Source organism: Streptomyces coffeae (assembly GCF_016741875.1).
GTDB lineage: Bacteria > Actinomycetota > Actinomycetes > Streptomycetales > Streptomycetaceae > Streptomyces > Streptomyces coffeae.
On record NZ_JAERRF010000036.1, the window covers coordinates 24,097 to 46,541 of the forward strand.

22 protein-coding genes and 1 pseudogene are annotated in these 22,445 nt (G+C 67.7%); 10 read left to right on the forward strand and 13 right to left on the reverse strand.

What is annotated here, in order from left to right:
• Positions 1 to 90: 90 nt before the first annotated feature.
• Genes hpaD through JK363_RS36330 form a run of 6 tightly spaced genes read right to left on the reverse strand, consistent with a single transcriptional unit; the run spans position 91 to position 6,943 of the window.
• Entirely contained in the window at positions 91 to 1,104 is a 1,014-nt protein-coding gene (gene hpaD / locus JK363_RS36305) for a 3,4-dihydroxyphenylacetate 2,3-dioxygenase (RefSeq protein WP_201882082.1), read from the reverse strand.
• Complete coding sequence (hpaE, locus tag JK363_RS36310) at positions 1,101 to 2,585, reverse strand: 5-carboxymethyl-2-hydroxymuconate semialdehyde dehydrogenase (RefSeq protein ID WP_201882083.1); 1,485 nt, start codon at positions 2,583 to 2,585, stop codon at positions 1,101 to 1,103. Before hpaE ends, hpaD begins: the two co-directional genes overlap by 4 nt.
• Positions 2,582 to 3,514 carry a 4-hydroxy-tetrahydrodipicolinate synthase gene (gene dapA, locus JK363_RS36315; protein WP_201882084.1) on the reverse strand — a complete coding sequence of 311 codons (933 nt, stop codon included), beginning with the start codon at positions 3,512 to 3,514 and terminating at the stop codon, positions 2,582 to 2,584. Before dapA ends, hpaE begins: the two co-directional genes overlap by 4 nt.
• Positions 3,511 to 4,944, reverse strand: a complete 1,434-nt coding sequence (locus tag JK363_RS36320; RefSeq protein ID WP_201882085.1) for a fumarylacetoacetate hydrolase family protein — start codon at positions 4,942 to 4,944, stop codon at positions 3,511 to 3,513. Before JK363_RS36320 ends, dapA begins: the two co-directional genes overlap by 4 nt.
• Before the next feature lie 13 nt (positions 4,945 to 4,957).
• Positions 4,958 to 6,409 (reverse strand): 4-hydroxyphenylacetate 3-monooxygenase, oxygenase component, encoded by a 1,452-nt coding sequence (gene hpaB, locus JK363_RS36325; protein WP_201882086.1) that lies wholly within the window; start codon positions 6,407 to 6,409, stop codon positions 4,958 to 4,960.
• A 30-nt stretch (positions 6,410 to 6,439) separates the two neighbouring features.
• Complete coding sequence (locus tag JK363_RS36330) at positions 6,440 to 6,943, reverse strand: flavin reductase family protein (RefSeq protein WP_201882087.1); 504 nt, start codon at positions 6,941 to 6,943, stop codon at positions 6,440 to 6,442.
• Between the two features lie 307 nt (positions 6,944 to 7,250).
• Here JK363_RS36330 and JK363_RS36335 point away from each other — a divergent pair, with 307 nt between their 5' ends.
• A complete protein-coding gene (locus tag JK363_RS36335; protein ID WP_307822009.1) occupies positions 7,251 to 7,799 on the forward strand; it encodes a MarR family winged helix-turn-helix transcriptional regulator in 549 nt (182 codons plus the stop codon).
• Between the two features lie 305 nt (positions 7,800 to 8,104).
• On the opposite strand, the gene JK363_RS36340 is transcribed toward JK363_RS36335, so the two are convergent.
• Positions 8,105 to 8,299 carry an IclR family transcriptional regulator gene (locus JK363_RS36340; protein ID WP_201882089.1) on the reverse strand — a complete coding sequence of 65 codons (195 nt, stop codon included), beginning with the start codon at positions 8,297 to 8,299 and terminating at the stop codon, positions 8,105 to 8,107.
• Positions 8,300 to 8,768: 469 nt separating this feature from the next.
• Between JK363_RS36340 and JK363_RS36345 the strand changes: the two genes are divergently transcribed.
• From JK363_RS36345 to JK363_RS36360, 4 genes are all read left to right on the forward strand, one after another.
• Positions 8,769 to 10,169 carry an AraC-like ligand-binding domain-containing protein gene (locus tag JK363_RS36345; protein ID WP_201882090.1) on the forward strand — a complete coding sequence of 467 codons (1,401 nt, stop codon included), beginning with the start codon at positions 8,769 to 8,771 and terminating at the stop codon, positions 10,167 to 10,169.
• Positions 10,170 to 10,243: 74 nt separating this feature from the next.
• A complete protein-coding gene (locus JK363_RS36350; RefSeq protein WP_236076393.1) occupies positions 10,244 to 11,731 on the forward strand; it encodes an aldehyde dehydrogenase family protein in 1,488 nt (495 codons plus the stop codon).
• 35 nt (positions 11,732 to 11,766) lie between these two features.
• On the forward strand, positions 11,767 to 12,996 hold the full coding sequence (locus JK363_RS36355; RefSeq protein WP_201882091.1) for a styrene monooxygenase/indole monooxygenase family protein: 1,230 nt from the start codon (positions 11,767 to 11,769) through the stop codon (positions 12,994 to 12,996).
• Positions 12,997 to 13,052: 56 nt separating this feature from the next.
• Positions 13,053 to 13,355 carry an EthD family reductase gene (locus JK363_RS36360; RefSeq protein ID WP_201882092.1) on the forward strand — a complete coding sequence of 101 codons (303 nt, stop codon included), beginning with the start codon at positions 13,053 to 13,055 and terminating at the stop codon, positions 13,353 to 13,355.
• 95 nt (positions 13,356 to 13,450) lie between these two features.
• On the opposite strand, the gene JK363_RS43245 is transcribed toward JK363_RS36360, so the two are convergent.
• Both JK363_RS43245 and JK363_RS36365 read right to left on the reverse strand, forming a co-directional pair.
• A complete protein-coding gene (locus JK363_RS43245; RefSeq protein WP_236076394.1) occupies positions 13,451 to 13,765 on the reverse strand; it encodes an integrase core domain-containing protein in 315 nt (104 codons plus the stop codon).
• A complete protein-coding gene (locus JK363_RS36365) occupies positions 13,752 to 15,164 on the reverse strand; it encodes a tyrosine-type recombinase/integrase (RefSeq protein WP_236076395.1) in 1,413 nt (470 codons plus the stop codon). Before JK363_RS36365 ends, JK363_RS43245 begins: the two co-directional genes overlap by 14 nt.
• A gap of 582 nt (positions 15,165 to 15,746) precedes the next feature.
• On the opposite strand from JK363_RS36365, the gene JK363_RS36370 reads away from it, so the two are divergent.
• On the forward strand, positions 15,747 to 16,703 hold the full coding sequence (locus tag JK363_RS36370; RefSeq protein ID WP_201882093.1) for an AraC-like ligand-binding domain-containing protein: 957 nt from the start codon (positions 15,747 to 15,749) through the stop codon (positions 16,701 to 16,703).
• Here JK363_RS36370 and JK363_RS44860 read toward each other — a convergent pair.
• The gene (locus JK363_RS44860) at positions 16,642 to 17,031 is read right to left on the reverse strand and encodes a Ku protein (protein ID WP_201882135.1); all 390 of its coding nucleotides are present in this window, start codon (positions 17,029 to 17,031) and stop codon (positions 16,642 to 16,644) included. The genes JK363_RS36370 and JK363_RS44860 overlap by 62 nt on opposite strands.
• 280 nt (positions 17,032 to 17,311) lie before the next feature.
• Between JK363_RS44860 and JK363_RS36380 the strand changes: the two genes are divergently transcribed.
• The 3 genes and pseudogenes from JK363_RS36380 (at position 17,312) to JK363_RS36385 (ending at position 18,760) form a co-directional block, all read left to right on the forward strand.
• Positions 17,312 to 18,211, forward strand: a complete 900-nt coding sequence (locus JK363_RS36380) for a bifunctional helix-turn-helix transcriptional regulator/GNAT family N-acetyltransferase (RefSeq protein ID WP_201882094.1) — start codon at positions 17,312 to 17,314, stop codon at positions 18,209 to 18,211.
• Between the two features lie 220 nt (positions 18,212 to 18,431).
• A pseudogene (locus JK363_RS45205) lies at positions 18,432 to 18,566 on the forward strand (DUF8825 domain-containing protein); the annotation flags it as partial.
• Positions 18,563 to 18,760 (forward strand): LexA family protein, encoded by a 198-nt coding sequence (locus JK363_RS36385; protein WP_201882095.1) that lies wholly within the window; start codon positions 18,563 to 18,565, stop codon positions 18,758 to 18,760. The pseudogene JK363_RS45205 and the gene JK363_RS36385, both read left to right, overlap by 4 nt.
• A gap of 343 nt (positions 18,761 to 19,103) precedes the next feature.
• On the opposite strand, the gene JK363_RS36390 is transcribed toward JK363_RS36385, so the two are convergent.
• The 3 genes from JK363_RS36390 to JK363_RS36400 all read right to left on the reverse strand — a co-directional run bounded on the left by JK363_RS36390 (position 19,104) and on the right by JK363_RS36400 (position 21,533).
• The gene (locus JK363_RS36390) at positions 19,104 to 19,541 is read right to left on the reverse strand and encodes an SMI1/KNR4 family protein (protein ID WP_201882096.1); all 438 of its coding nucleotides are present in this window, start codon (positions 19,539 to 19,541) and stop codon (positions 19,104 to 19,106) included.
• A gap of 213 nt (positions 19,542 to 19,754) precedes the next feature.
• Positions 19,755 to 20,987: an IS4 family transposase gene (locus tag JK363_RS36395; RefSeq protein ID WP_201882098.1), complete on the reverse strand. Its 1,233-nt coding sequence runs from the start codon at positions 20,985 to 20,987 to the stop codon at positions 19,755 to 19,757.
• A 45-nt stretch (positions 20,988 to 21,032) separates the two neighbouring features.
• Positions 21,033 to 21,533 carry a pyridoxamine 5'-phosphate oxidase family protein gene (locus JK363_RS36400; RefSeq protein WP_201882099.1) on the reverse strand — a complete coding sequence of 167 codons (501 nt, stop codon included), beginning with the start codon at positions 21,531 to 21,533 and terminating at the stop codon, positions 21,033 to 21,035.
• 369 nt (positions 21,534 to 21,902) lie between these two features.
• Between JK363_RS36400 and JK363_RS36405 the strand changes: the two genes are divergently transcribed.
• Positions 21,903 to 22,376 carry an NUDIX hydrolase gene (locus tag JK363_RS36405; RefSeq protein WP_201882101.1) on the forward strand — a complete coding sequence of 158 codons (474 nt, stop codon included), beginning with the start codon at positions 21,903 to 21,905 and terminating at the stop codon, positions 22,374 to 22,376.
• Positions 22,377 to 22,445: the final 69 nt, after the last annotated feature.

Below are 22,445 nucleotides of genomic sequence, written 5' to 3' on the forward strand. Positions count from 1 at the left end.
AGGGCCGTGCGCAGACCGTCGGCGGCACGCCGGACGGCCTCCTCCGGACCCCGCCCGTCACACTTCACCTGGCAGGCGGTTGTGCGGTCGTCACCCGAGACCGTCCGCGCCGACCTGTACGGCCGACTCGTCCACGAGGGCATCGGAGACGGACAGCGGACGCCCGTCGAGGCCGAGGACGGGGGTGGCCTCCTTGTACCAGGACTCGATGACCGCGTTGCCCCAGAAGTCGCGGCGGCGGTCGTCGTGGACGTTCCAGCGGTAGGTCTCGTGGTCGGGGTCGCCGGTGTAGTAGTCCGAGGTGTAGATCTCGACGCGGTGGCCGTCGGGGTCGCGCAGGTACAGGTAGAAGGCGTTGGAGACGCCGTGCCGTCCGGGCCCCCGCTCGATGTGGTGCTCCTTGCGCAGTGAGCCGAAGATGTCGGCGCAGCGCAGGATTTGGTGCGATTCGTGGGTGGCCACCCCCAGGTGGTGCAGGCGGGGTCCGGCGCCGCCGGTGAAGGCGACGTCGTGGACGGTCTGCTTGCGGTACATCCAGGCCGCGTACAGCTCGTGCTCGTCGCCCTCGATGGTCTCCGAGCAGCCAAAACCGAGCGACTTGTAGTGGGCGTAGGCGGCCGGGATGTCCGGGGTGCAGATGTTGAAGTGGTCCAGGCGGGCGATCTCGGCGCCGCGACGGATGTCGTAGCGCTGGATGAGGCGCTCGGCGTGCTCGATCTCGTGGAAGAACTCGACGGGGAAGCCGAGCGGATCGATGACGCGGACGGCGTCGCCGACGCCCTGCGCCCCCTCGCCCTGCTTCAACCGCCTTACCGGGCAGCGGAGCTGGGTGAAGAACTTCTCCGCCTTGTCAACGTCCTCGGGGGTGCGCACTCGGTAGGCGATGTGGTCGAGGGCGGCGAGCTCACCCTTGCGCAGTACCAGGGAGTGGTGGGTGAGTTCATCAGTGCCGCGCAGATACAGGGACGTGGAGTCCTCGTACTGCAGGTGGAAGCCGAGCATGTCCACCCAGAACCAGCGGGCGGCGCGGAGGTCGGTGACGGCGAGTTGGGCGTATGCGGACCGGATGACGTCGGGGGCGTCGGTGTGCACGGGCGTGTTCATCGGGCGGCTCCGAAGCGGGGGGTGTGCACATCGCCGAGGGCGACGTGGACGATCTTCGATTCGGTGTAGAAGTCGATGGAGCGGGCGCCGCCCTCGCGGCCGACGCCGGATGCCTTGACCCCGCCGAAAGGGGTACGCAGGTCACGGATGTTGTGGGAGTTGAGCCAGACCATGCCGGACTCGACGGCGTGCGCGAGGCGGTGGCCGCGCTTGAGGTCGCCGGTCCAGATGTAGGCGGCAAGGCCGTACTGGGTGGCGTTGGCCAGCTCGATCGCCTCGTCCTCGTCGTCGAAGGGCGCAAGAACGACGACCGGTCCGAAGATCTCCTCCTGGAAGATACGGGCGTCGCGCTCGACGTCGGCGAAGACGGTCGGCTGGAGGTAGTTGCCCTCGGCGAGATGGGCTGGGCGTGTGCCGCCCGCGACGAGCCTGGCCTCCTTCTTGCCGATCTCCACGTAGTCCAGGACACGTGCGTAGTGCTCGGGGTGGACCAGCGCGCCGACCTCTGTGGCCGGGTCGGAGGGCAGCCCGACACGCACGTTCGCGGCCCGCTCAGCCAGTCGGCGCGTGAACTCCTCGTACAGCGGACGCTCGACCAGCACCCGCGAACCAGCCGTGCAGCGCTCGCCGTTGAGTGAGAACACCCCGAACACAACGGAATCCAGGGCCGCTTCGAGATCGGCGTCCGCGAAGACGACGACCGGCGACTTGCCGCCCAGCTCCATCGAAGTGGTCTTCAGATGCTGGGCCGAGGACCGGATGATGTGCCGGCCGGTGTCGGTGGACCCGGTGAAGGAGATCAGCGGCACGTCCGGGTGGTCGACGAGAGCCTGTCCGGCCTCCTCGCCGATGCCGTGGACGATGTTGACGACTCCGGCCGGAACCCCGGCCTCGTCGAAGATCTCCTGCCACAGACTCGCCGACAGCGGCGTCCACTCGGCGGGCTTCAATACGAGCGTGCAGCCGGCGGCGAGGGCAGGGGCAAGCTTCCAGCTTTCCAGCATGAACGGGGTGTTCCAGGGCGTGATCAGCCCGGCGACCCCGACGGGCTGGCGTACGACGTAGGAGAACTGGGCCTCGCCCTGTCGGTACGCTTCCTCGCCGAGCGCCACGATGACGTCCGCGAAGTAACGGAAGTTCTCGGCCGCGCGTCGGGCCTGGCCACGGGCCTGGGTGATCGATAGTCCGGAGTCGAACGACTCGAAGGCGGCGAGTCGGTCATGGCGTGCCTCGACGGCGTCGGCGATGCGGTACAGCGTGGTTGCGCGCGCTCGGTTGGACAGCCGGGACCACTCGGGGAAGGCGACACGGGCGGCAGCCACGGCCCGGTCGACATCGGCCGCGGCGCCGCGCGCGGCCTGAGCGTAGGGCGCGTTGGACACCGGATCGGTGACGTCGAAGGTGCGGCCGTCGGCGGCGTCGGTGAGTTCGCCGCCGATCCAGTGCCGGATGACCGGGGGCAGGTTCTCGGGAAGGATCACTGGATGGCTCCGATCTGTGCGGTGAGGTCGCCGCCCTCGGCGAGCAGCGCGCGGATCCGGGCGAGGCCCGGGTCGGTCGGCTGTATGAGCGGCGGCCGCACGAACGCGCTGGCGATGCGCCCCTGTTGGGCGAGGACCCACTTCGCAGGGGCCGGGTTCGTCTCGACGAACAGGAGGTCGACCAGCGGGTGCAGGCGGTAGTGCAGGTCGCGGGCGGCGTCGAAGTCGCCTGCCTCCCACAGCTCGTACATGCGCCCCACGGCACTGGGCGCGAGGTTGGCGACCGCGCTCACGAATCCCGCTCCGCCCAGTGCCAGCAGCGGCAGACACAGCAGCTCGATGCCCGACCACACCAGCAGCGAGCGGCCGCAGGCGTGCAGTACCCGGGAGAAATGCTCGAAGTCCTTCGTGGTCTCCTTGATCCCGACGAAGTTGTCGAAGTCGGTGAACAGCCGCTTCACCGTTTCCGGCGCTATGTCCACGGCGGTGCGCGAGGGCACGTTGTAGGCCACGATCGGCAGATCCGGGAACTCGCGGGAGACCGTGGCGTACCACTGGTAGAGCGCCTCCTGCGTGGGTCGGGCGTAGTACGGCGTGATGACCAGTGCCGCGTCCGCGCCCACGTCCCGTGCGGCGGCCGTGATTTCGAGGGTCTCGTCGAGCTTGTGGGAGCCGGTGCCGGGCAGGAACGGCACACGGTCACCGACCTCCTCCACTGCGGTGCGGATGCCAGCGATCCGTTCGGCGACGCTCTGCGCGCTGGGTTCACCGGTCGAGCCGCCCAGCGAGATCCCGTGCGAACCCGACTCCAACTGGAAGCGGATCAGGCCGCGCAGACTGTCGTGGTCGACGGCGCCGTCCGCGGTGAACGGCGTGACGACCGGGGCGATGGATCCGCGGATGACGGACGGGTCGCTGCGGAATTTCACTGTGACTCTCCCTTGCACCAGTTCTCGTATGCGTCCCGCCAGGCCGGGCCCAGCGGATACAGGCTGTCGACGCTCTCGCCCGCGGCGACCTGCTCGGCGATGAACCGCTCCTGCCGCTCCTGCTCCTGGCAGTCGGCGACCAGGTCGTCGGCGAGGTCCGGCGGTACGACGACCACACCGTCGTCGTCGCCGACGAGCAGGTCGCCGGGCTGGACCAGGGCCCCGCCGCAGGCGACGGGCGTGCCCGTGTCCCAGGGGACGTGGCGTCGGCCGAGGACGGAGGGGTGACTGCCTGCCGCGTACACCGGCATGCCCATCCCGGCGATGGCGGCGCTGTCGCGGACCGCGCCGTCGGTGACTACGCCGGCCGCGCCCCGCCGCATCGCCCGCAGCGCGAGAATGTCGCCGAGCGTTCCGGCGGTGGCGTCCCGCCGGGCGTCCATCACCAGGATGTGTCCGGGCCGCAGTTCTTCTATGGCCCGCTTCTGGGCGTTCATGCCGGTGCCGTACTTCGTGAACAGGTCCTCGCGCAGCGGCAAATAGCGCAGGGTGTGGGCGACACCGACCAGGTTCCCGGCCATGGAGGTGACGGGCCGTACGCCGTCGACCGACATGTGGGGCAGGCCGCGCCCGCGCAGCTGGGCGCTCAGCGTCGCCACGGCGACCGAGCGCAGTCCGTCCGCGAGACGAGGGTCGAGCACCGGCTCCGGTTCGTACGCCGCTCCGTACGCGGCCTCGCGATCGGCCGCATCGGTCCTGGGCGTCGCCCCGTAGGGGGCGAGGGCGTCGCCCTTTGCGATCGGGTTCCTGAGGCGTCCGGTGGACAGCTCACCGCCGGTGACCTCGACCTCCACCACGTCACCGGGCCGCACGACCGAGGCACCGGCCGGAGTGCCGGTGAGGATGACGTCGCCGGGTTCCAGGGTGACCAGCCGTGACAGGTCGGCGATGAGCTGCCCGAAGGGAAAGAGGAGGGTGTCGGTGGTGTCGTCCTGCACCAGGTCACCGTTTACCCACGTTCTCAACCGCAGTGCGTCCTGGTCGAGTCGGCGTGCATCCAGCAGCCGTGGCCCGATCGGCGTGAAGCCGTCGGCGCCCTTGGAACGGAGGTTGGAGCCGCGGTCGGCGTACCGCAGGTCGTAGACGCCCGCGTCGTTGGCGGCCGTGACCCAGCGGACGTGCGACCAGCCGTCCTCCGGCGCCACGCGTTGCGCGCGCGAGCCGATGACGAGTGCGATCTCGCCCTCGAAACCGAGGAGTTCGCAGTCGGCCGGCCGGACGATGGCCTCCTGCGTCCCCGCGAGTGAGGAGGGCGGCTTGAGGAAGTAAGACGGCTGGGCGGGGACGCGACCGCGCTCCTTCGCGCGGCTGAGATAGTTGAGATGAACCGCAATGATCTTCGAGGGGGGATTGCCCAGGGGGTGTGTCATGTCGGCCCCCGGGTCAGGCGCGGTCGAGGAAGGCATGGACCTTCGCCTTGTACGGCTCGCGATCGTACGACTTCACGTACGCGCCCGCCATCCGGACCGGGTCGCCGAAGAAGTAGTACTCGTACAGCGCCTGGCGGCTGGAGAACGCGGAGATGCAGGTGTCCCACACCAGGCGGAACAGCTTCACTCGCTCAGCGCCGGAGAGGGCCGCGGACTGCAGGTACGCCTCGATGTCCGCGGACGCGGGGCCGGTGACGTCGAGTTCGGTCGGGGTGGCCATCAGACCGGAGGCGCCGAGCTTACGCAAGATCTGCGGGAAGCGCTGGTACAGCTTCGGGTAGAGGTTGCGGGCCGCGTTGAGCGGCGCGAAGGCGGGCGTGAGCACGCCGTACTCGTTGACCACGGCGTCCGCCTCGGCGGCGCGCAGGAAGGCGCGCAGCATCTCCAGCGTAGCGATGATCTCGGCGATGTCCTCCTGGACATGCTGGAACTGCTCGATGCCGATGGCCTCGGTCAGCAGCGACACCAGGCCGAGGATGTACTCGGTCTTGGCGGTGGTGCGGGTGACGACCTGGTGGGTCATGTGCACCACGGACGACGTCTGCGAGTAGAAGCCGTTGCACAGCTCGGCGTCGCCGAGCGCGAAGCAGCGCTCGTAGGGCACGTGCACGTTGTCGAAGACGACGACGCAGTCCGACTCCTCGAAGCGGGAGGCGAGCGGGTGGTCGTGGCGTGGGCGGTCGTAGTCGAGGGGCTCGCGGGCGATGTAGCGCAGACCGGGGGTGTCGTTGGGGATGGCGAAGGCGTACGAGTACGGCTTGTCCTCGGGCGTGCCGCGCAGCACGGTCGAGGGGAAGACCAGCATTTCGTCGGCGAACGGTGCGATGGTGGCCAGCATGCGCGCGCCGCGGATGACGACGCCGTTGTCGTCCTCCTTGACGATCCGCGCCGCCAGCTTGCCGCCGGCCTGCTCGGTGCCGGCCACAGCGCGGTTGACCTGCGGCGGGATCAGCGTGTGCGTGCACAGAAGGTCCTCTTCGCGGACCTTCTCGTAGTAGCGGCGTATATTCTCGCCGAAGTCAGGGTTGGACTGGGCGAACCAGTCGGCGGCCGAGGCGAGCGCCATGAGGGAACTGTTCATGTAGTCGCCGGTACGGCCGAGCATGCCGAGGCTGTGGTCGGCCCAGGTCTTGAAGGCGGCTCGCCGCTTGGCCAGGTCCTCCGGGGTCTTGGGGACCATGAAGGACGTACCGACGGGCTCGTTTGAGGTCGGCGAGGTGTAGGTGAGCACGTCCTTGTGGGCGGAGTCGTGCTGCAGGTCGTACAGCTCGGAGTAGGTGCGCACCACGTTACGGAAAGCGGGGTGGTCCTGGACTCCTCCGGTGAGGGTCTCGCCCTGGATGTGAATCGTGGGGCGGGAAGCAGCCAGGCGCTCCAGGAACTCTTTTCCGGATCGTGCGGCCATGGGAATCCTCCTTGTGAGGTGTGCAGGCGGTCAGATGAGGTGTTCGTGGCCTTCGGCGGCCTCCATGGCCGTGCCGAAGCGGCTCCACGTGTAGGTGAGGGCGTCGCCGTCGCGATGGCCCAGGCCGGTGACTCGCCCGACGACGAGCGTGTGGTCACCGCCGTCGTACGCACGCCATGGATCACACTCGACCCAGGCCAATGGATTCCCGAGCCGCGGTACGCGTGTGCCTGCCGCCCAACGTGGTTCCGCGTGGCCCGGGGAACCGGCGAACTGCAGGGCCAGGGGCACCTGCTCCGCCCCGAGGATGTTCACGCAGAACGGGCGGTCGAGCAGCTGGCCGTGGCAGCGGGCCCGGCGCGCGACGCTGATCAGCACCAGCGGCGGGTCGGTCGAGACGGAGGTGAACGAATTCATGGTCGCACCGCGCGGCCCGTCGTCCCCGGTGAAGGTGACGACGGTGACGCCGGTGGCGAACCGGGACATGCACGACCGCAGGGCACCTGGGCTCGGCGGGGCAAGCGTTTCGGACATGGGGAACTCCCTCTGATCGGTCGCCGGCCGTAGAGACGGCGAACGGGCCGGGAACGCCTCACAGGCAGACGGATCCACTGCCGGCGTCGCGGGGCCGGCGGGCGGAATGCCCGGTGCCCCGGGGCGCGGGGTGCTCGGCAGCGCTGAGCAGTGGCAGATAATCAAAGCTTTGATTACTTGGGGGACCGTACGCCTCTGCCGCGCGCTTGTGAAGCCCCTTATCCCGAAGAGTGCCGTCATGGACCGCCCCGTGGCGCTCCTGCCCGGTCACCCCAGGGCGGCCGGCCGTCCGACCTAGACTCCCGGTGTGACCCAGGACGATTTCGAACATTCCGACGGCGATGACCTGCACTTCTGGTCCTTCATCGATCATGCGATCGCCCGTACGACCAAGGAACTGCCCGGCATCGACGCACTCGCGATGCGGATGGTGCTCAGCCTTCATCGCGCCGCGAACATGCTCGTGTATGACCTTGAGTCCACGGTCCACCGCCCACGAGGGTGGTCGTGGCCGGGCTTCCGGGTGCTCTTCGCGATCTGGCTCACCGCACCGCTGGAAGCTCGCAAAGTCGCAGAGCTGTCGGGCATGAGTCGCGCCGCGGTCTCCGCTCTCGTCAATACGCTTGAGCGCGACGGCCTGGTGAGGAAGGAACGCGCCCCCTACGACGGACGCGCCATACTGCTCGGGCTCACGCCGAAGGGGCACCAGGCCATTACCGAAGCCTTCCGAGCCCACAACGCTCGGGAGCAGGACTGGGCGGGAGCTCTCAGCAAGGACGAACAGCGCACGTTGATCTGCCTGCTCGAAAAGATCAGCGCCCACTCCGCCGACATCGAAGCCAAGCAGCGCTCCTGAACGGGCACCGAGCCCGTTCTGTCGCGGCGCACCGAGCGCCTCGGGCTCTTTGCGGATGTCACGGAAAGGCAGCTGCTCCGAGCTCCTCGCACCCGATCGCTCACTCCGATGCCGCAGCCAGGCAGACTGCGGCATCGCGCAGCAGGACAACTGCCCGCTCCTCGTCCACCCCGCCCGCCGCGAACAGTACGCACACGCTTGCCGCTCCGGATCGCGGCAACGGCGCGGGCACCGCGAGCGATACGATCCCGGGCACGACCTCGCCCTGGGTACGCACGTGCTCCAGCTCGCGGGCGAGCGTGACCTCAGGCGCTCGTCGAGCCGGGGTGGCAGTGCCGACGGATGGCCAGGCCGGGTGCGCCCAGGGTCAAAGGAAGCCGCGCACCGGGCCGGTACGCGACCGGTCCCGCGTGGGTACGTGGTTCGACGGTCGTCACGGTCAGTGCTGCGTCACCGTGGGGCACGGTGAGGAAAGTGGTCGTGCCCAGCTCGTCGGCCACGGACCGCAGCTCGATGCGAGCCTGCGTCTGCAGGTGGCAGCGCGCAGGCCTGTGGCCGCGGACACCTCGGCGGCAGTGGAGGCGCCCTGTCCGGCGATCGTCTCCAGCACGACCAATCCCGGTCCGAGGTCTGCGGGCTGATGCCCTCCTTGCCGCGGGCTGTTCTGCGCTCCGTGTGTCACTCTCTGTGTTGTTAGGGGCAACCTAGGGGGTTCCGAGGCTTGTGATGCGCATGGCGGTTCATTAGGTTGCTCAAAACGAAATAAGAGCAAAGTACTCGATTATAGAACAGGTCTCCTATGTCGGGTGTAGGAATCATCGGTGCCGGGGTGCCCGGTCTCCACCTCGGTTTGTTGCTGCGCCAACGCGACGTGCCCGTAACGCTCTACGTCGACCAGCCCCACCACTACGTTCTGAGGGAGACGAGGCGCTGCACTTCCGGGCTGACTTCGCCCACCCGTCACGTGCCGTGCATCACAGGCTGTACCTGCCGCGACCGGCCGCCGACTTCGCTGAGCGCGGCGGCCGTATCGAAACGCGAGCCGTGGGGCCGCGCGACCTCGGCGCGCCGGCGGCGGCGCACGACGTTCTGGTGGTCGCCTCCGGGCGCGGGCTGCTCAGCGGCCTGTTCCAGCGCCGCGCGGACCATTCGCCGTTCGACCGGCCGCAACGACGGTTGTGCGCGGGACTGTTCCACGGGATCCGCGGTGCGGGAGGACTTCCTTCCGCTGGGGGGAGGGGCGCGTCGCACTCGCGCTGGGCGATGGAATTCACCGACAACGTCGGTCATCCCGACCGGCAGTGGCGTGCCCTGGCGACCCAGCAGCGAATCGGCGCGTTCATCGAACGTACGTGGGATGGTGACCGAACCATGGAGGTCGACGTGAAGCAGATCGACAACGCACGATCCGTGGGCTCTGCGATGGCCGGCCGGCTGATCAGCACGGGTGACGTCGGGCCGTCGGAGCGTCTGGACTACTGGCGCCACGTGGTCTCCCATGCCTTCGCCCCGCTGGAATCCAGCGCCGCTGGGGCCGCCACGTTCGCTGCTCGGATGCGTGTGCACAAGCTGGGCAACGTCCTGGTGTCCGAAGTCGAGGCCGACGCCCACACAGTGCACCGGACGCCGGGACTCGTGGCCCGGTTCCCGCGCGGCTACTACAAGCTCGGCGTACAGGAGCAGGGCCACGGACTCCTCGTGCAGGACGGTCGTGAAGCGTTGATCAGGCCGGGCGACTTCGCGCTGTACGACACGGATCGGCCGTACACGCTCGCCTTCGACGAGCCGACCCGCATGGCGGTGTTCATGTTCCCCCGCGAGCGGCTGCTGCTGACTCCGGCCCAACATCGCAGTGTGACCGCGTATCGCATCGCCCGGGACGACGAAACCGGATCACTGCTCGCTCCTCTGCTGGCCCGCCTGACCCGGACGCTGCGCGAAGGTAGCGGGAGCTCCGGCGCCGCACTGGCCGACGCCGTGGTCGACGTCATGTCTGCCCTGTTGGCAGAACGGCTCGGTGACGAGCACGACAGCGGTGCCAGCGCGTTCCTGCTGCGGGCCAAGACCTTGATCGACGACAACCTGCGGGATCCGGACCTGTGCCCGGACTCCGTGGCCGCGGCGCTCCACGTCTCCACGCGCTACCTGCAGAGACTGTTTGCCGAAGACGGCAGTGGCGTGGCCCGATGGATCCGGCTGCGACGACTGGAGAAGTGCCGTCACGACCTCGTCAGCGCCGCCCACCGCTCGCGCCCGGTGAGCGCCGTTGCGGCCAGCTGGGGGATTCCGGACGCCGCACATTTCAGCCGGCTCTTCAAGGCCCGGTACGGAATGAGCCCCACCGACTTCCGTCAGCAGGCCCAGTGGTGAACGCGACTCGGCCGTTCGCGAACTGACAAGGTCCCGTTCCGTGACGTGCTAGCCCGCACGGAGACCCCGGGCTGATGGTGGTCCGCATCAGCCAATTCTGGCGGCACGACAAGGGGATCAGCATGTTCGTGAAGGGGCAGTTGTTCATAGGGGGAGAGTGGGCCGACGCCAGTGGCGGGGGGCAGTTCGAGACCACCGACCCGGCCACAGGCCGCCCGCTGGGGCTGGTCGCCGACGCGGGCGGCGCCGACGTGGATGCCGCGGTCGCGGCAGCCCGTTCAGCCCTGGAGGACCCCGCATGGGCCGGCCTGAGCCCCGCTGAACGAGCCCGGATGCTATGGCGGATTGCCGACCTGATCGAGGCCAACGCTGACGAACTCGCGGAGCTGGAGACCCGCGACCAGGGCCAGCCATTGTCGATCGCGCGTGACGTTTCGGTCACCGCGGCCGCCGAGCACTTCCGCTACTACGCGGGCTGGGTCACAAAGATCGAGGGAGAGACCTCGCCGGTCTCGTTCCCCGGAGTCTTCCAGTACACACGGCGCGAGCCGGTCGGGGTATGCGCGCTGATCACGCCCTGGAACTTTCCGCTGATGATCGCGAGCTGGAAGTTGGCACCCGCACTGGCGTGCGCCAACACCGTGGTGATCAAGCCCGCCGAGCAGACCCCGCTGACCACGCTGCGGCTGGCTGAGCTGATTCAGCACGCCGGGGTACCCGCCGGAGTCGTCAATGTGCTCACCGGCGGGCCGCGGACTGGGCAGGCCCTGGTCGCGCACCCTGACGTGGACAAGGTCTCCTTCACCGGTTCGACCGAAGTCGGCCGGGAGATCGTGCGAGCCTCGGCCGACAACCTCAAACGGGTGTCGCTGGAACTCGGCGGCAAGGCGCCTGCAGTGGTCCTGCCCGACGCCGACCTCGATGCGGCCGTCGCAGGCTGTCTGCAGGGAGCACTGCTCAACTCCGGTCAGGTGTGCGCCGCCTACACCCGCTTCTACGTGCACTCCGACCGACTGGACGAGTTCACCACGAAGCTGGCCGCCGCCGCCGAGACCATGGTGGTGGGCCCCGGACTCGACCCGCGCACCCAACTGGGCCCCCTGGTCTCCTCCGAGCACCTCGCACAGGTCGAGCACCTGGTGAACGGTGCAACGAAGCAGGGCGCCCAACTCGTGTCCGGCGGCCGTGCCGTCGGCGACACAGGGCACTTCTACCGGCCCACCGTGCTGAGCGCGGTGACGGACGACATGACGATCGCGCGCGAGGAGGTGTTCGGACCGGTCCTGGCCGTCATGCGGTTCGACGACACCGACGAGGTGGTGCGTCGTGCCAACGACACCGAGTACGGGCTCGCGGCATCCGTCTGGACCCGGGACCTGTCGTCCGCACACCGAATGGCTGGGGCAATACGGGCCGGCACCGTCTTTGTGAACATGCCCAACCCCACCGACGCGGCCGCTCCCTGGGGCGGGTTCAGGGCCAGCGGCTGGGGACGGGAGATGGGCAAGCACGCGTTGGAGCTCTACACGGAAATCAAGAGCGTCTGGACCCATCTGGGCTGACTCGGCCCGTCAAAAGCATCTGAAGGAGGCATGGAATGCCGAATATCGGCATCGTCGGGGCCGGTGTCGCCGGCCTGCATCTGGGACTGCTGCTACGCAAGCACGACGTCCCAGTCACGATCTACACGGACAAGACGCCGCAACAGATCGCCGCGGGAAGGCTGCTGAACAGTGTGGCCCACCATGCGCCGACACTGGAACGGGAGAGGCATCTCGGCGTGGATTTCTGGCCGGTGGAGGAGTACGGCTACACCTGTCACCACCACTACGTCGGGGGTTCCGGACCGCTGCGCTTCCGCGGTGATTTCTCTCGCGGGTCCTCCGCGATCGACTACCGCCTGTACCTGCCCAAATTGACCGAGGTATTTCAGCAGCGCGGTGGAGATCTCCGGATCGGCGCCCTCCGGACCGAGGACGTCGAAGGGGTGGCGGGCCAGCACGACTTGGTGGTCGTCTCGGCCGGACGGGGCGCTTTCACCTCGCTCTTCCCGCGCCGTCCGGAGTACAGCCCCTTCGAGGCACCGCAGCGCCGCCTGTGCGTAGGCCTGTACCACGGTGTGACCCCGTCGGAACCCAAGGGCGTGACGATCAGCATGTCTCCGGGCCACGGCGAGCTCCTGGAGATTCCCATGTTCTCCCGAGAGGGCCACGTCACGGCGTTGCTCTTCGAGAACATCCCCGGCGGAGACCTCGCGATCCTCGCCGATTTGAAATATGACGACGATCCTGCGCTGTTCACCAAGACCGTGTTGAGCAAGGTCGCACAGCATCACCCAGACACGTTCGAGCGCATCGACCCGGCACAGTTCCGACTCACCAGCCCGCAGGACCTGCTCCAGGGCGCACTCGTGCCAACGGTACGAGCCGACTACGCCGAACTCCCCGGCGGGACCTTCGCCCTGGCAGCAGGCGATGCGCACGCCGTCGTGGATCCCCTGCTCGGTCAGGGCGCCAACTCGGCTTCGCACTCCGCCTGGGTCATTGGAAGGGCGATCCTCGACGATCTCGGATTCGACGAGATGTTCTGTCAACGAGTGGCCAAGCTCCGCAGCGACGTGGTTCTCAGCGCCGCGCAATGGACCAACCTGATGCTGCAGCCGCCACCAGCGCACCTGCTCGGCCTCATGGGCGCGATGAACGAGAACAAAGCCGCAGCCGACGAGTTCACCGACAACTTCGACTACCCGGACCGGCAGTGGCGGATCGTCGCCACAGCAGACCGCACGCGCGCTTTCCTTGCCAAGCACGGCACCGTTCTGCCGTAACGGGCCGTCGTCCGGCCAGACTCTGACCTGCTGACACGACTGAGGGATACGAATCCATGCACAGACTGACCGTGCTCTACCCGCACCCGGTTGACCCGGACCACTTCCGGGACTATTACACCTCCGTCCATCTACAGCTCGCCGCGAAGCTCCCCGGAATGAGAGCGATGCGTCACAGCTTCGACGTCTCTGCCGTGGACGGTGAGAGTCCGTACTTTGCCATTTGGGAGGCCGAATTCGATTCGGTGGAGGCCATGGGCAAGGCGATGGAATCGCCACAGGGCCATGCCGTCGTCGCCGACGTACCGAACTACGCCACCGGCGGCGCTCACGTGCTGCACTTCCGACTGGGTGACTGAACTTGTCGGCATGGAGCTTCGCAGGCCGTCGACGGCGCGGGCCACGGGAACGGAGCCATATCATGTGCCGATCCGCGATTGCGGGTGCCGATACATCATCCGCACAGCTCAGGCCGCTCGCTGGTACTGGTGGAGGGTTCCGCCAAGTCGGTTTCGTCTGCGGAGTTCCAGGTGGGTGAGCTGGGCTTGTCGGGTGGTGGATGTGGGTAGCGGGGGCAGGGAGTGGCTTGTTCCGGGACCCTGTGCGGGCGGTGTTCGTTGTAGAAGGACTCGTATTCGCGCAGTGCGTGGAGGAGGTGGCTCTGGTTCCAGATCAAGGTCCTGTCCAGGAGTTCGGTGCGGCAGGTCTGTATCCAGCTGCGGTCGCGGATCAGGAATTTCGCCCTGCTGCCCGCGTCATTGAGGTCCATGAGGAGATTGCGTCTCAGCTGCACGATCCAGTCCCCAGTAGGGTGTGCGGTGGCACCCAGGATCCGGATGCGCCTGGTGGCGTGCTCGATCACGGCGAAGACGTACCGGCGCGCCGCCGTCAGAGTGCCGACTTCGAAATCCGCAGGCGAGAAGGGCCTCGGCCTGCCCGCGGAGGAAGCCCGGCCAGGTGGCGCTCTGCCGTTCGGGTGCGGGTGGGATGCCGTGCTCGCGGAGCATCTCCCAGACCGTGGAGGCGGCGACCTTGATCCCCAGGACCGCGAGCTGGCCGTGGATCCGACGATACCCCCCGTAGCGCTTCCCAAAGGCAGTGAGGCGGTGAGTCCGTAGCCGGGGGAGTCGTCGAGGAGGCCGCGGCGGCGGTTGTATCGCTGTGTGGTGCGTGCGTCCTTGTGATCGGCCCAGTCCTGGACTTTCTCGATCCGGGCGCCGGGCTTGGCCAGGGCGTGGGTGATGGCGTCGTGCTTCATCACGTGGGGGGTGGATGGAGTCGGCCTGGGGGAGGCCAGCTCGCTTGGCCAAAGAGCGGACGAGCCGCCACACCTGCGGCTCGTCCAGCGGCTGGCCGGTGGCGGTCTGGAAGATCAGGCCCTCGGTGCGGCCGTCGAGGTGGGTCATCAGGGCGTTCCAGGCGACGGGCGGGACGGGCTTCTTCTTCCGGGCGCCGCCCTTGATACGGGCGTTGATGACGTGGTGGCCCCTGTCGTAGCCGAGGTCTTCGACCCGAGCGGTCAGGGCGGAGTCGATGCGCAGACAGACGGTGTAGAGCATGAGCAGCAGCGCGTAGGCCCGAGGCCGGTACGCGGCGGGCTGGTGCCGGTCGCGGGCGGTGGCCAGCAGGAGGGCGGTCTGCTCCTCGGTCAGTCCCTCGGTGGCTGAGTAGTCGCGGTCGACCATGGGCCGCAGCACCGCGGCGAACGGGTTCTCCCGCCGTGTGTCATCGCTGATCTTGTCCAGGTAGTCGTAGAAGGACGAAGCGATGGAGAGCACATTGGCGCGGGAGGCATCGGAGCGGGGTTTGCCGGTGGGAGCCATCTCGCCGCGCGCTCCGCCCTTGACCCGTACCCAGGTAGGGGCGGTCTCCAGGTGCATGCGGAAGGTGTCGGCGAGCATGAACCGCACCTCGAAGGGGTGCGTCCCGTGTTCGCGGGCGTACTCCTCGAAGGTGCGGAAGCCGCGGGCGTAGGACTTCTGCGTGTTCGCCGAGCGCTGGTGGGCGATCCAGGAGGCCGCGAGGGTCGGCAGCGGGTCGTCCTCGCCGTAGATGCCGAGAAGGAAGTCGTACAGCTTCCTCGTGTGCTCGGGCCACTGGTCGCGCGGGTCGCGTCGCAGGGTCGCGAGCGTCGCCCGCGGTGCGCGGGCAAGCTGCTTCTCCAGCATGTCGGGCGATTCGCCGGATTCCGGGGCATCCTGATCCGGCGTCAGCCAACATACGCACAGGATGCCCGCGGCCCCGGCGATCCCCTCGAAAAGAGGGGATCGAAGTTGCCGACAACATCCCCTCGCCGGAGACCTCACGGCGCACAGCCTGAGAACCAGGTTACGGGGGCACAGACGATGGGCGCAGCAGGGCAAACCGGTCCTCTGCTCTCGGCGCTTTGGTCGGTGCTGCCCGGCGTCACAGGTATGGGAGACGACTGGACGTCGGCGTCTCACTCGACGTTGTCTCTGCGCAGGTCAGGACGTTGCCCTACGGCAAGATCGAATGAGACGGGACACACCCCTCACCCCTTCAACCACATGGCCGGGTTGCTGGTGGAGTGAGGCACGACGGTCGAATGCCTGGCTGGGGTCTCTACGCGAGTATGAGCCTGTGGTGGTGTCGGCCGAGTGCATGAGCCGTGGTCGGGTCGAGTTCCGGTCATCCCGCGAGTGAAGGGGCGAGTCCTTGTGCTTCGCGGAGACGGTGGTGTCAGTCTCGGTGACGACAGCCAGAACGAGGGATGGTGAGGAGGGGGTTCCATGCTGGGAGCGACGGTGTTTCGGACCGGCGAGGTGGACCCGGCCGGCAGGTTCGACTGCTGGCGGGATCTGATGTCGAAGACTCTATGCCCTTTGGATATGAACAGTGAACACGCGGCGCAATTCCAAGCTGAGGCACGGTTGTTGGAACTGGGCCCGGTCAGCGTGTATCCGACGATCGTGGAGCCCATGAGCTGGCGGAGGACGCCCCGTCTGATCCAGCAGTCCGATCCGGAGTGCTACTACCTCACTTTCCCGATCACCGGTTCGCTCGGCATCACCCAGGCGGGCCGGGAGGCCGTCCACGGGCCCCGTGAGATGTATGTGGTGGATACCTCGCAGCCGTTCCAGTGCGTCACCAGCGTCGCCCTGCACGCGGTGGGTTTGGAAGTGCCCAGGAAATTGGTGTCCCTGCGCAAGGAGAGAGCCGACGTGCTTCTTACCCGGCGGCTACCGGGAGATGATGGTTACGGAATCCTCCTGGCGCAGCTGCTGGAGCAGCTAGCGAACGACACCGGACTGTACGGGCCCGCGGACGGTCCACGGCTGGGCTCGATCATCGTCGACCTGCTGTCTTCGCTGTTGGCCCACACCCTCGACAGGGAAACCTCTCTGCCGATGGAGACCCGACAGCGCACGCTGGTCTTACGCATCCGGGCCTTCATCGAGGACAACCTGGACGATCCCGAACTCACACCCCGCTGTGTCGCAGACGCGCACCACATCTCTCTCAGCTATCTGCACCGCCTCTTCCAACGGGAGGAGGAGACACTTGCCGCCTGGATCCGCCGCCGGCGCCTGGAACGCGTACGCTGCGACCTCACTGACCCAGCCCTGAGCGGAATCCCGATCTACTCCCTCGCCACCCGCTGGGGCTTCCCCGGCGGCGCCGACTTCAGCCGGATCTTCCGCAGAACGTACGGCGTGACGCCGCGGGAATTCCGCCAGCGGTACTGAGAGGCCACGGAGTCCAGGCATACCTTGCAACTTTGCAGACGGCGAGCCGACCGCTGCGAGAGAGGGCTTCCACCAGCAGCGCGTATGGGCGTTGGGCGCCGGCGCCGGAGGCGCTGACCCAGTACGGCGTCAAGTACAGGATGGGGTCTACCTCGTCGGTGCCGACGTAGCCGAGCACTTCGATCACGTGCTTGGTGGCCAGGGGGAGGGCTTCGAGGCCGGTGTCGCGGAGGATGACCTGACGCCCGCCGGGGGCCTCCCACGCGCGGGCGATCTGGTCCTGCGGGACCTCGACGTTTTCAAGCTCACAGACTCGTCGATGTCGGATTCGCCCCCCGTTCTCTGGGGGTTCAGACCCCGTCGCGTGACGTCGCTTTGAAGCTCCTCGTTGAGGATGGCGCGACGAGCCCGAACGAAATCGTGCCGCTCCAGATGGCCCGCATGGTCCGACGGTAGGGCGGGCTGTCCCGTCTCATCGAAGGATGACCGATCTCACCGAACTTTGATCGGACCGCTTCAAGGACAGTTCGCCAGTCATGGCGGCGTGGCCCTCACCGATTCCCGTCTCACCCTGGACGCCGCATCCATTCTCTGACTAAAGTCAGAGAATGGATGCGGCGCAGATCGACCAAGTGCGGCAGTTCAACCGCACCGTCACTGAACGCGTGGGGGTACTCCACGACCACTACCTCGGTCGCGGCCGACCCGTCGGCGAGGCCCGGTTGATCTGGGAGATCAACGAGCAAGGCCAGGACGTACGGCGGCTGCGCGCACGCCTGGGGCTCGACTCCGGGTACATGAGCCGACTGCTGCGCTCTTTGGAGACCGACGGCCTGGTGACGGTGGAGCCGCAGCCTCAAGACAGACGGGTGCGCACCGTCCGGCTCACCGACGCAGGCCGCGCGGAGCGCGCGATGCTCGATGACCGAAGCGACGAACTGGCCGGCTCACTGCTGGAGCCGCTCAACACTGACCAGCGGGCCCGGCTGGTCGGCGCCATGGCCGAGGTCGATCGACTGCTGACCGCCGCGACGGTCACGCTGGATGCGCTCGACCCGGACCACCCCGACGCCGAGCACTGCCTGCGCGCCTACTTCACGGAGCTGCAGGAGTGCTTCGAGACCGGCTTCGACCCCGCGCAAAGCCTGCTGCCCGACGCAGGCGAACTCCGGTCGCCGCGCGGCCTGTTCCTAGTCGCCCGGCTGCACGGCGAACCCGTCGGCTGCGCCGGCCTGAAGCTGCCACCCAGCACTCCGGCCGAGATCAAGCGCATGTGGGTCGCACCCCACGTCCGGAGCCTCGGCCTCGGCCGCCGGCTCCTGGCCGAGTTGGAGACGCAGGCGGCCCGGCACGGCCGCAGCGTACTGCGCCTGGACACGAACAATGCCCTCAACGCCGCGATCGGCCTTTACCACTCCTACGGCTTCACAGAGGTCGCCGCCTTCAACAACGAGCGGTACGCGCACCACTGGTTCGAAAAGACGATCACCACACCGCCGTCGGGGTGAGGGGCCGGGGACGCACCGGACCGCGGTCCGCCGTCCTTCAATCAACGTACTGAAGGAAGGTCGATCATGGGGAACCGCAAGGTGTGGCAGCAGCCCCCAAGCAGCCCCCCGTCAAAGTTCGGTGAGATCGGCCAACCTTCGATGAGACCGGACACCCGACTTCTCTGGGGGAGAGGCGCAGACCGACTGGTGCCTCGCGGACGCCGCCCCGGCGGCGAGCACCGCCACAGGCCGTCAGCGGTTGCGAGAGCTGTCAGCACGCATCGCCGGTCACCCGTACTGGCAGGGTCCCTCCGGCGCGCCCGCCGCCCGCATGGAGCTCAAGGAACTCGCCCGACGTGAGGCTGGCAGGTGAGCCTCACTGTCCGCCAGGAGGTCCTGGCCCGCGCGTCTCGAGACTGGATCGCTGAGCACGGTGAGGCGCTCTCCCTGCGTGAGCTCGCTGCCGCGGTTGGTCTCGCCTCGCCCTCGTCCGTCAGCTACCAGCTGCGACGGATGCGGGCGAGGGGGATCGACGTGAAGACGCGCGGCCGCCTCCGTTCCCAGTAGCTCATCATCGGCGAAGCCAGCGGTCTGACCGTCATCGCTTTCGAGGGCTCTATGGCCGCCGCCCGCCGTACCCACGGGCCCCAGGCCGTCCTCGACGTCCTCGGCCAAGCGAGCCCGGCACCCACCCCTGCCCAGCCCGGGCCGTCGCGGGCGATCCCGGACGGCACCGTCGGCGCACGTCTCCACCCCTACGCCGATCGAAGTGGACGGGTTCCTGAATTCCTGGAGGGGAGTGCCCGTGAACCCACCGGTCAATCGCGTGCGTGAGGAGGTTTCTGCCATGGGTTCGGCAGGTTCCCAAAGCCTCTTCGGGGACAACGCGTGCCGATGGCCTGCGGGCCAACTACTGGTACCAGTCGTCTCCGCCGTCATCTGCCAAGGAGCGGCCGAGGTAGTCCTGCAGATCTCGTGCGACCCACCGGCGGCTGTCATCTTCGTGCTGCCATACGAAGACATCGGGTCGGGCCGGTGTGCGGACGAAAGTGAACTGGTCGCCGCCACCGTTGTCGCCGAAGAAGAGCAACGCTCCGAATGGCATGTAAAGGTCGGCGAACGAAGTATCCGACCAGAAGTGCAGATTGTCTGTGACGATGCGGCTCAAGGGCCAGACCGTGCCTTCCCCGTAGGGGCCCTCAATGCCGTCGGTCTCCCGGAGCAGGTTGGTGAGCTCAATGGGCAGAAGACACCCCAGTCGCTGTTCGGCCTCAACCAGGTCAACCGGGTCCACCGGATCGTTGAATCCGGCCTGGGAGGACGCCCGGCCTGCAATTTCTCGCCACATGGGCGAAGCCTAGCCTCAATACCGGTAACTTAGGGCTTTGGTGTGCGTTTGACTCGTTTGGGTTTGGTGGCGCCGACGAGGGTGATGGCCGCGGTGGGTGGGCGGTCCGGGGCTCGGTGGGCGGCGCGTTTGAGGGGCCAGCCGGCGACTTTGCGTCTGATGACGCGGGGGTTGGTCCGGTGGCGTCGTGGTGGCAGGAGGCGTTCGAGGAGTTCAGCATGGGTGGCTTTGACTGCGCGGGTGAGTCTGCCGGGGGGAAAACGCCGCCTGGTCGGTGACCTGGCGGCGCACGACACGCAGTGAGCGGGTGAAGGAGATCCGGTCGGGGTCCCGGTCGGCTTGTCGTGAGGCCTGGTGCATCAGGTGCCGGATGGCGTGGTGGACGAGCAGGAAGCCGTAGAGTTCCTGCTCGGCTCCCTCGGGGTGTTGCGATCGCAGTACCAGGTGCGGCCCGCCGAGGTGGGTCTTGATTTCGTCGAGGGTGGACTCGAACTCCCATCGCTGGGCGTAGAGTTCGGCCAGTTCCGCAGCCGGGGCCTTGCCCGGGTCGAGGATCGTGGTGATGAGCCGGTAGACACCCTCATGGCCGACGATGGTGTACTCCACCGCGCGTACCGGCACCCCGCGACGGGTGTGGTGAATGTCGCTCCGGTCGAAGATCTCGGTGAGATACGAGCCGTCCGGCAACTGCTCGAGCACCGGCAGCACGAGGTCTTTGCGGACTCGCCACAGCAGGTCCGCCCCCGTCGCCGCGGCTTTGCACCACAGGTCCACGCCGTAGAAGCCACGGTCGGCCAGCAGCAGCATGCCCGGCCGCAGGGACACCAGGACCGCCCGGGCCAGAGCCTGCTCTCCGGTGCGCAGAGCTCCGAGTGCAGCATCGAAGACGGCGTGGGTGCCGCACTCCACCAGGCCGACCATGCGCAGCTGCGGGTGGCCGACATCCTGTTCACCGCGCCCGGAGCGGGGCGGACGACCGAACGCCTCCACGTTCGCTTTCGTGTCGGGCAGGTCAAATGTGGTGCCGTCGATCGCGGTCAGCCGCCAGTCGCGGTAGAAGGCGCCCTGAGTGTCCGGCGTGGCAACCGGACGGCACACCCGCGTGAACAACTGCCGCAGCGGCGCCACCCCCAGCCGAGACCGGGCTTTCCAGATCGCCGCCGTACTCGGCACCACCCACGATGTACGCCAACGCCGCGCACCCTGCAAACCCGCGGTCAGCAGCCGGGCGACCTCCTCATAGCTCTGCCCGGAGAACAGGCACATCGCCAACACGAAGTAGACCACCAGCCGGGCCGGCAACAGCCGGTTCCGCCGCTGCACCCGACCCGTCTCCGCCAACACCTCGTCCACAAGCGATTGAGGAAACGCCTGTGTCAGCACACCGACCGCGACCCGGTCCGACAACCGCTCACCAGATGACTTCAGTTGACCCGCTCTTGCCACACCAACAACAACGACCGGATTGCCCCTAAGTTACCGGTATTGAGGCTAACCTTCCTTCGCGGCCTGGTTAAAGAAGGTGATCATCCGGTCGGGATCGATCCGGGCCCACGGCAGAGCGCTCATCCAGCCGTCCCACGCCTCGCGTCCGTACACATCGATGAGGAATGACGTCAGTCCCGGGTCCTCTGCCGGGGACACCTCTTGAGCCCTGCCGTGCACGGTGATCTGCAGCCATTCGCCGTCGATGACGGAGGCCGAGACGGCAGAACGAGCACGGATATGCCGGAACCGCAGGGAGTTGGCCCCCGATCCGAAGTGGAGCCGTCCCCGATAGAACAGTCCGTCGACTGGACCCACCCGGGGCTCGCCCCTGGCCGTTGTTGTGGCCAGCGCCATCACGCGCATGGCGCCCATCTCGGCGACTACACCCGCGGCGTCGAGACGGCGCTCCTCATTGATGATTGAACGGAGGTGAGGGCCTGCCGCGGCATACGAGTCGTCGAGCAAGCGCTGTAACCACTCCAGATCTTCAAGGCTCTCATGCATGCCATCAGCTTGCCAGAAGACCAACCAGCATCTCGACTGCGCTTCCGACACATGCCCAGGCGGTGAGCTGAGGCTTGATGTGGGCGTAGACCAGATCCTGTGCAGACCGCGTGCCTGTGCCCGCACAGAACTGGACCGCATGTGCGCCATCGACCGCCCCCTCACCTCCTGGATACGTCGCTTCGCCGACCCGGGACAGAAGACGCCCTGGCAGACCCTTGATCAGGCTGTCTGTAAGCACTTCTTTGGGCTCCACCGCACGGAACTGAAGTGGCTCTAGGCGTAAGAAGTTGATCTGGCTCCCTCTGCGCTCATGGCGCCGCATGGATCTCGGACGTCGGGATAGGGTCCGGTGGGAGGTGCGGGGGAATGAGTTTCCGGCTGGCGGCGTACGCCGTGTGCATCGAGGGCGGGCGGGTACTGCTCGCCCGTCACGTGCCGCCGAAGGGCGAGAGCAACTGGACCCTTCCGGGCGGCAGGGTCGAGCACGCGGAGGATCCGTTCGACGCGGTGATCCGGGAGGTCGCTGAGGAGACCGGCTGCGATGCGGTGGTCGAACGCCTGCTGGGCGTGGACTCCCGGGTGATCCCCGCGGCCGAACGTGTCATCCCCGGCGGACCAGAGCATCAGAATGTCGGCGTCTTCTACCAGGTTCGTATCACCGACGGCCAGCTGCGGTCGGAGCCGAACGGCGAAATCGCTGAGTCGGTCTGGACTCCGATGCCCGATGTCGCTCGCATGCGCCGGTCATCGCTGGTCGACATCGGCCTCGCCCTGGCTCAGACGCTTCCGGCGACCGGCCACGTCGCTGCCGTCCCGGTCGGCGGTCTGATCCAGCACTGAGGCGGAACATCCGAACTGGCTGCCCCGCAGGCCGCACCATCGTCCGTTCTCGTCCAGCCGCCGCGGCCA

Coding starts and splice junctions, on each gene's coding strand:
- hpaD (WP_201882082.1), bottom strand. CDS start 1,104: ATGAACACGCCCGTGCACACCGACGCCCCCGACGTCATCCGGTCCGCA.
- JK363_RS36320 (WP_201882085.1), bottom strand. CDS start 4,944: ATGACACACCCCCTGGGCAATCCCCCCTCGAAGATCATTGCGGTTCAT.
- hpaB (WP_201882086.1), bottom strand. CDS start 6,409: ATGGCCGCACGATCCGGAAAAGAGTTCCTGGAGCGCCTGGCTGCTTCC.
- JK363_RS36330 (WP_201882087.1), bottom strand. CDS start 6,943: ATGTCCGAAACGCTTGCCCCGCCGAGCCCAGGTGCCCTGCGGTCGTGC.
- JK363_RS36350 (WP_236076393.1), top strand. CDS start 10,244: ATGGTGGTCCGCATCAGCCAATTCTGGCGGCACGACAAGGGGATCAGC.
- JK363_RS36355 (WP_201882091.1), top strand. CDS start 11,767: ATGCCGAATATCGGCATCGTCGGGGCCGGTGTCGCCGGCCTGCATCTG.
- JK363_RS36360 (WP_201882092.1), top strand. CDS start 13,053: ATGCACAGACTGACCGTGCTCTACCCGCACCCGGTTGACCCGGACCAC.
- JK363_RS43245 (WP_236076394.1), bottom strand. CDS start 13,765: ATGGACCTCAATGACGCGGGCAGCAGGGCGAAATTCCTGATCCGCGAC.
- JK363_RS36365 (WP_236076395.1), bottom strand. CDS start 15,164: ATGCTGGAGAAGCAGCTTGCCCGCGCACCGCGGGCGACGCTCGCGACC.
- JK363_RS36370 (WP_201882093.1), top strand. CDS start 15,747: ATGCTGGGAGCGACGGTGTTTCGGACCGGCGAGGTGGACCCGGCCGGC.
- JK363_RS36380 (WP_201882094.1), top strand. CDS start 17,312: ATGGATGCGGCGCAGATCGACCAAGTGCGGCAGTTCAACCGCACCGTC.
- JK363_RS36390 (WP_201882096.1), bottom strand. CDS start 19,541: ATGTGGCGAGAAATTGCAGGCCGGGCGTCCTCCCAGGCCGGATTCAAC.
- JK363_RS36400 (WP_201882099.1), bottom strand. CDS start 21,533: ATGCATGAGAGCCTTGAAGATCTGGAGTGGTTACAGCGCTTGCTCGAC.
- JK363_RS36405 (WP_201882101.1), top strand. CDS start 21,903: ATGAGTTTCCGGCTGGCGGCGTACGCCGTGTGCATCGAGGGCGGGCGG.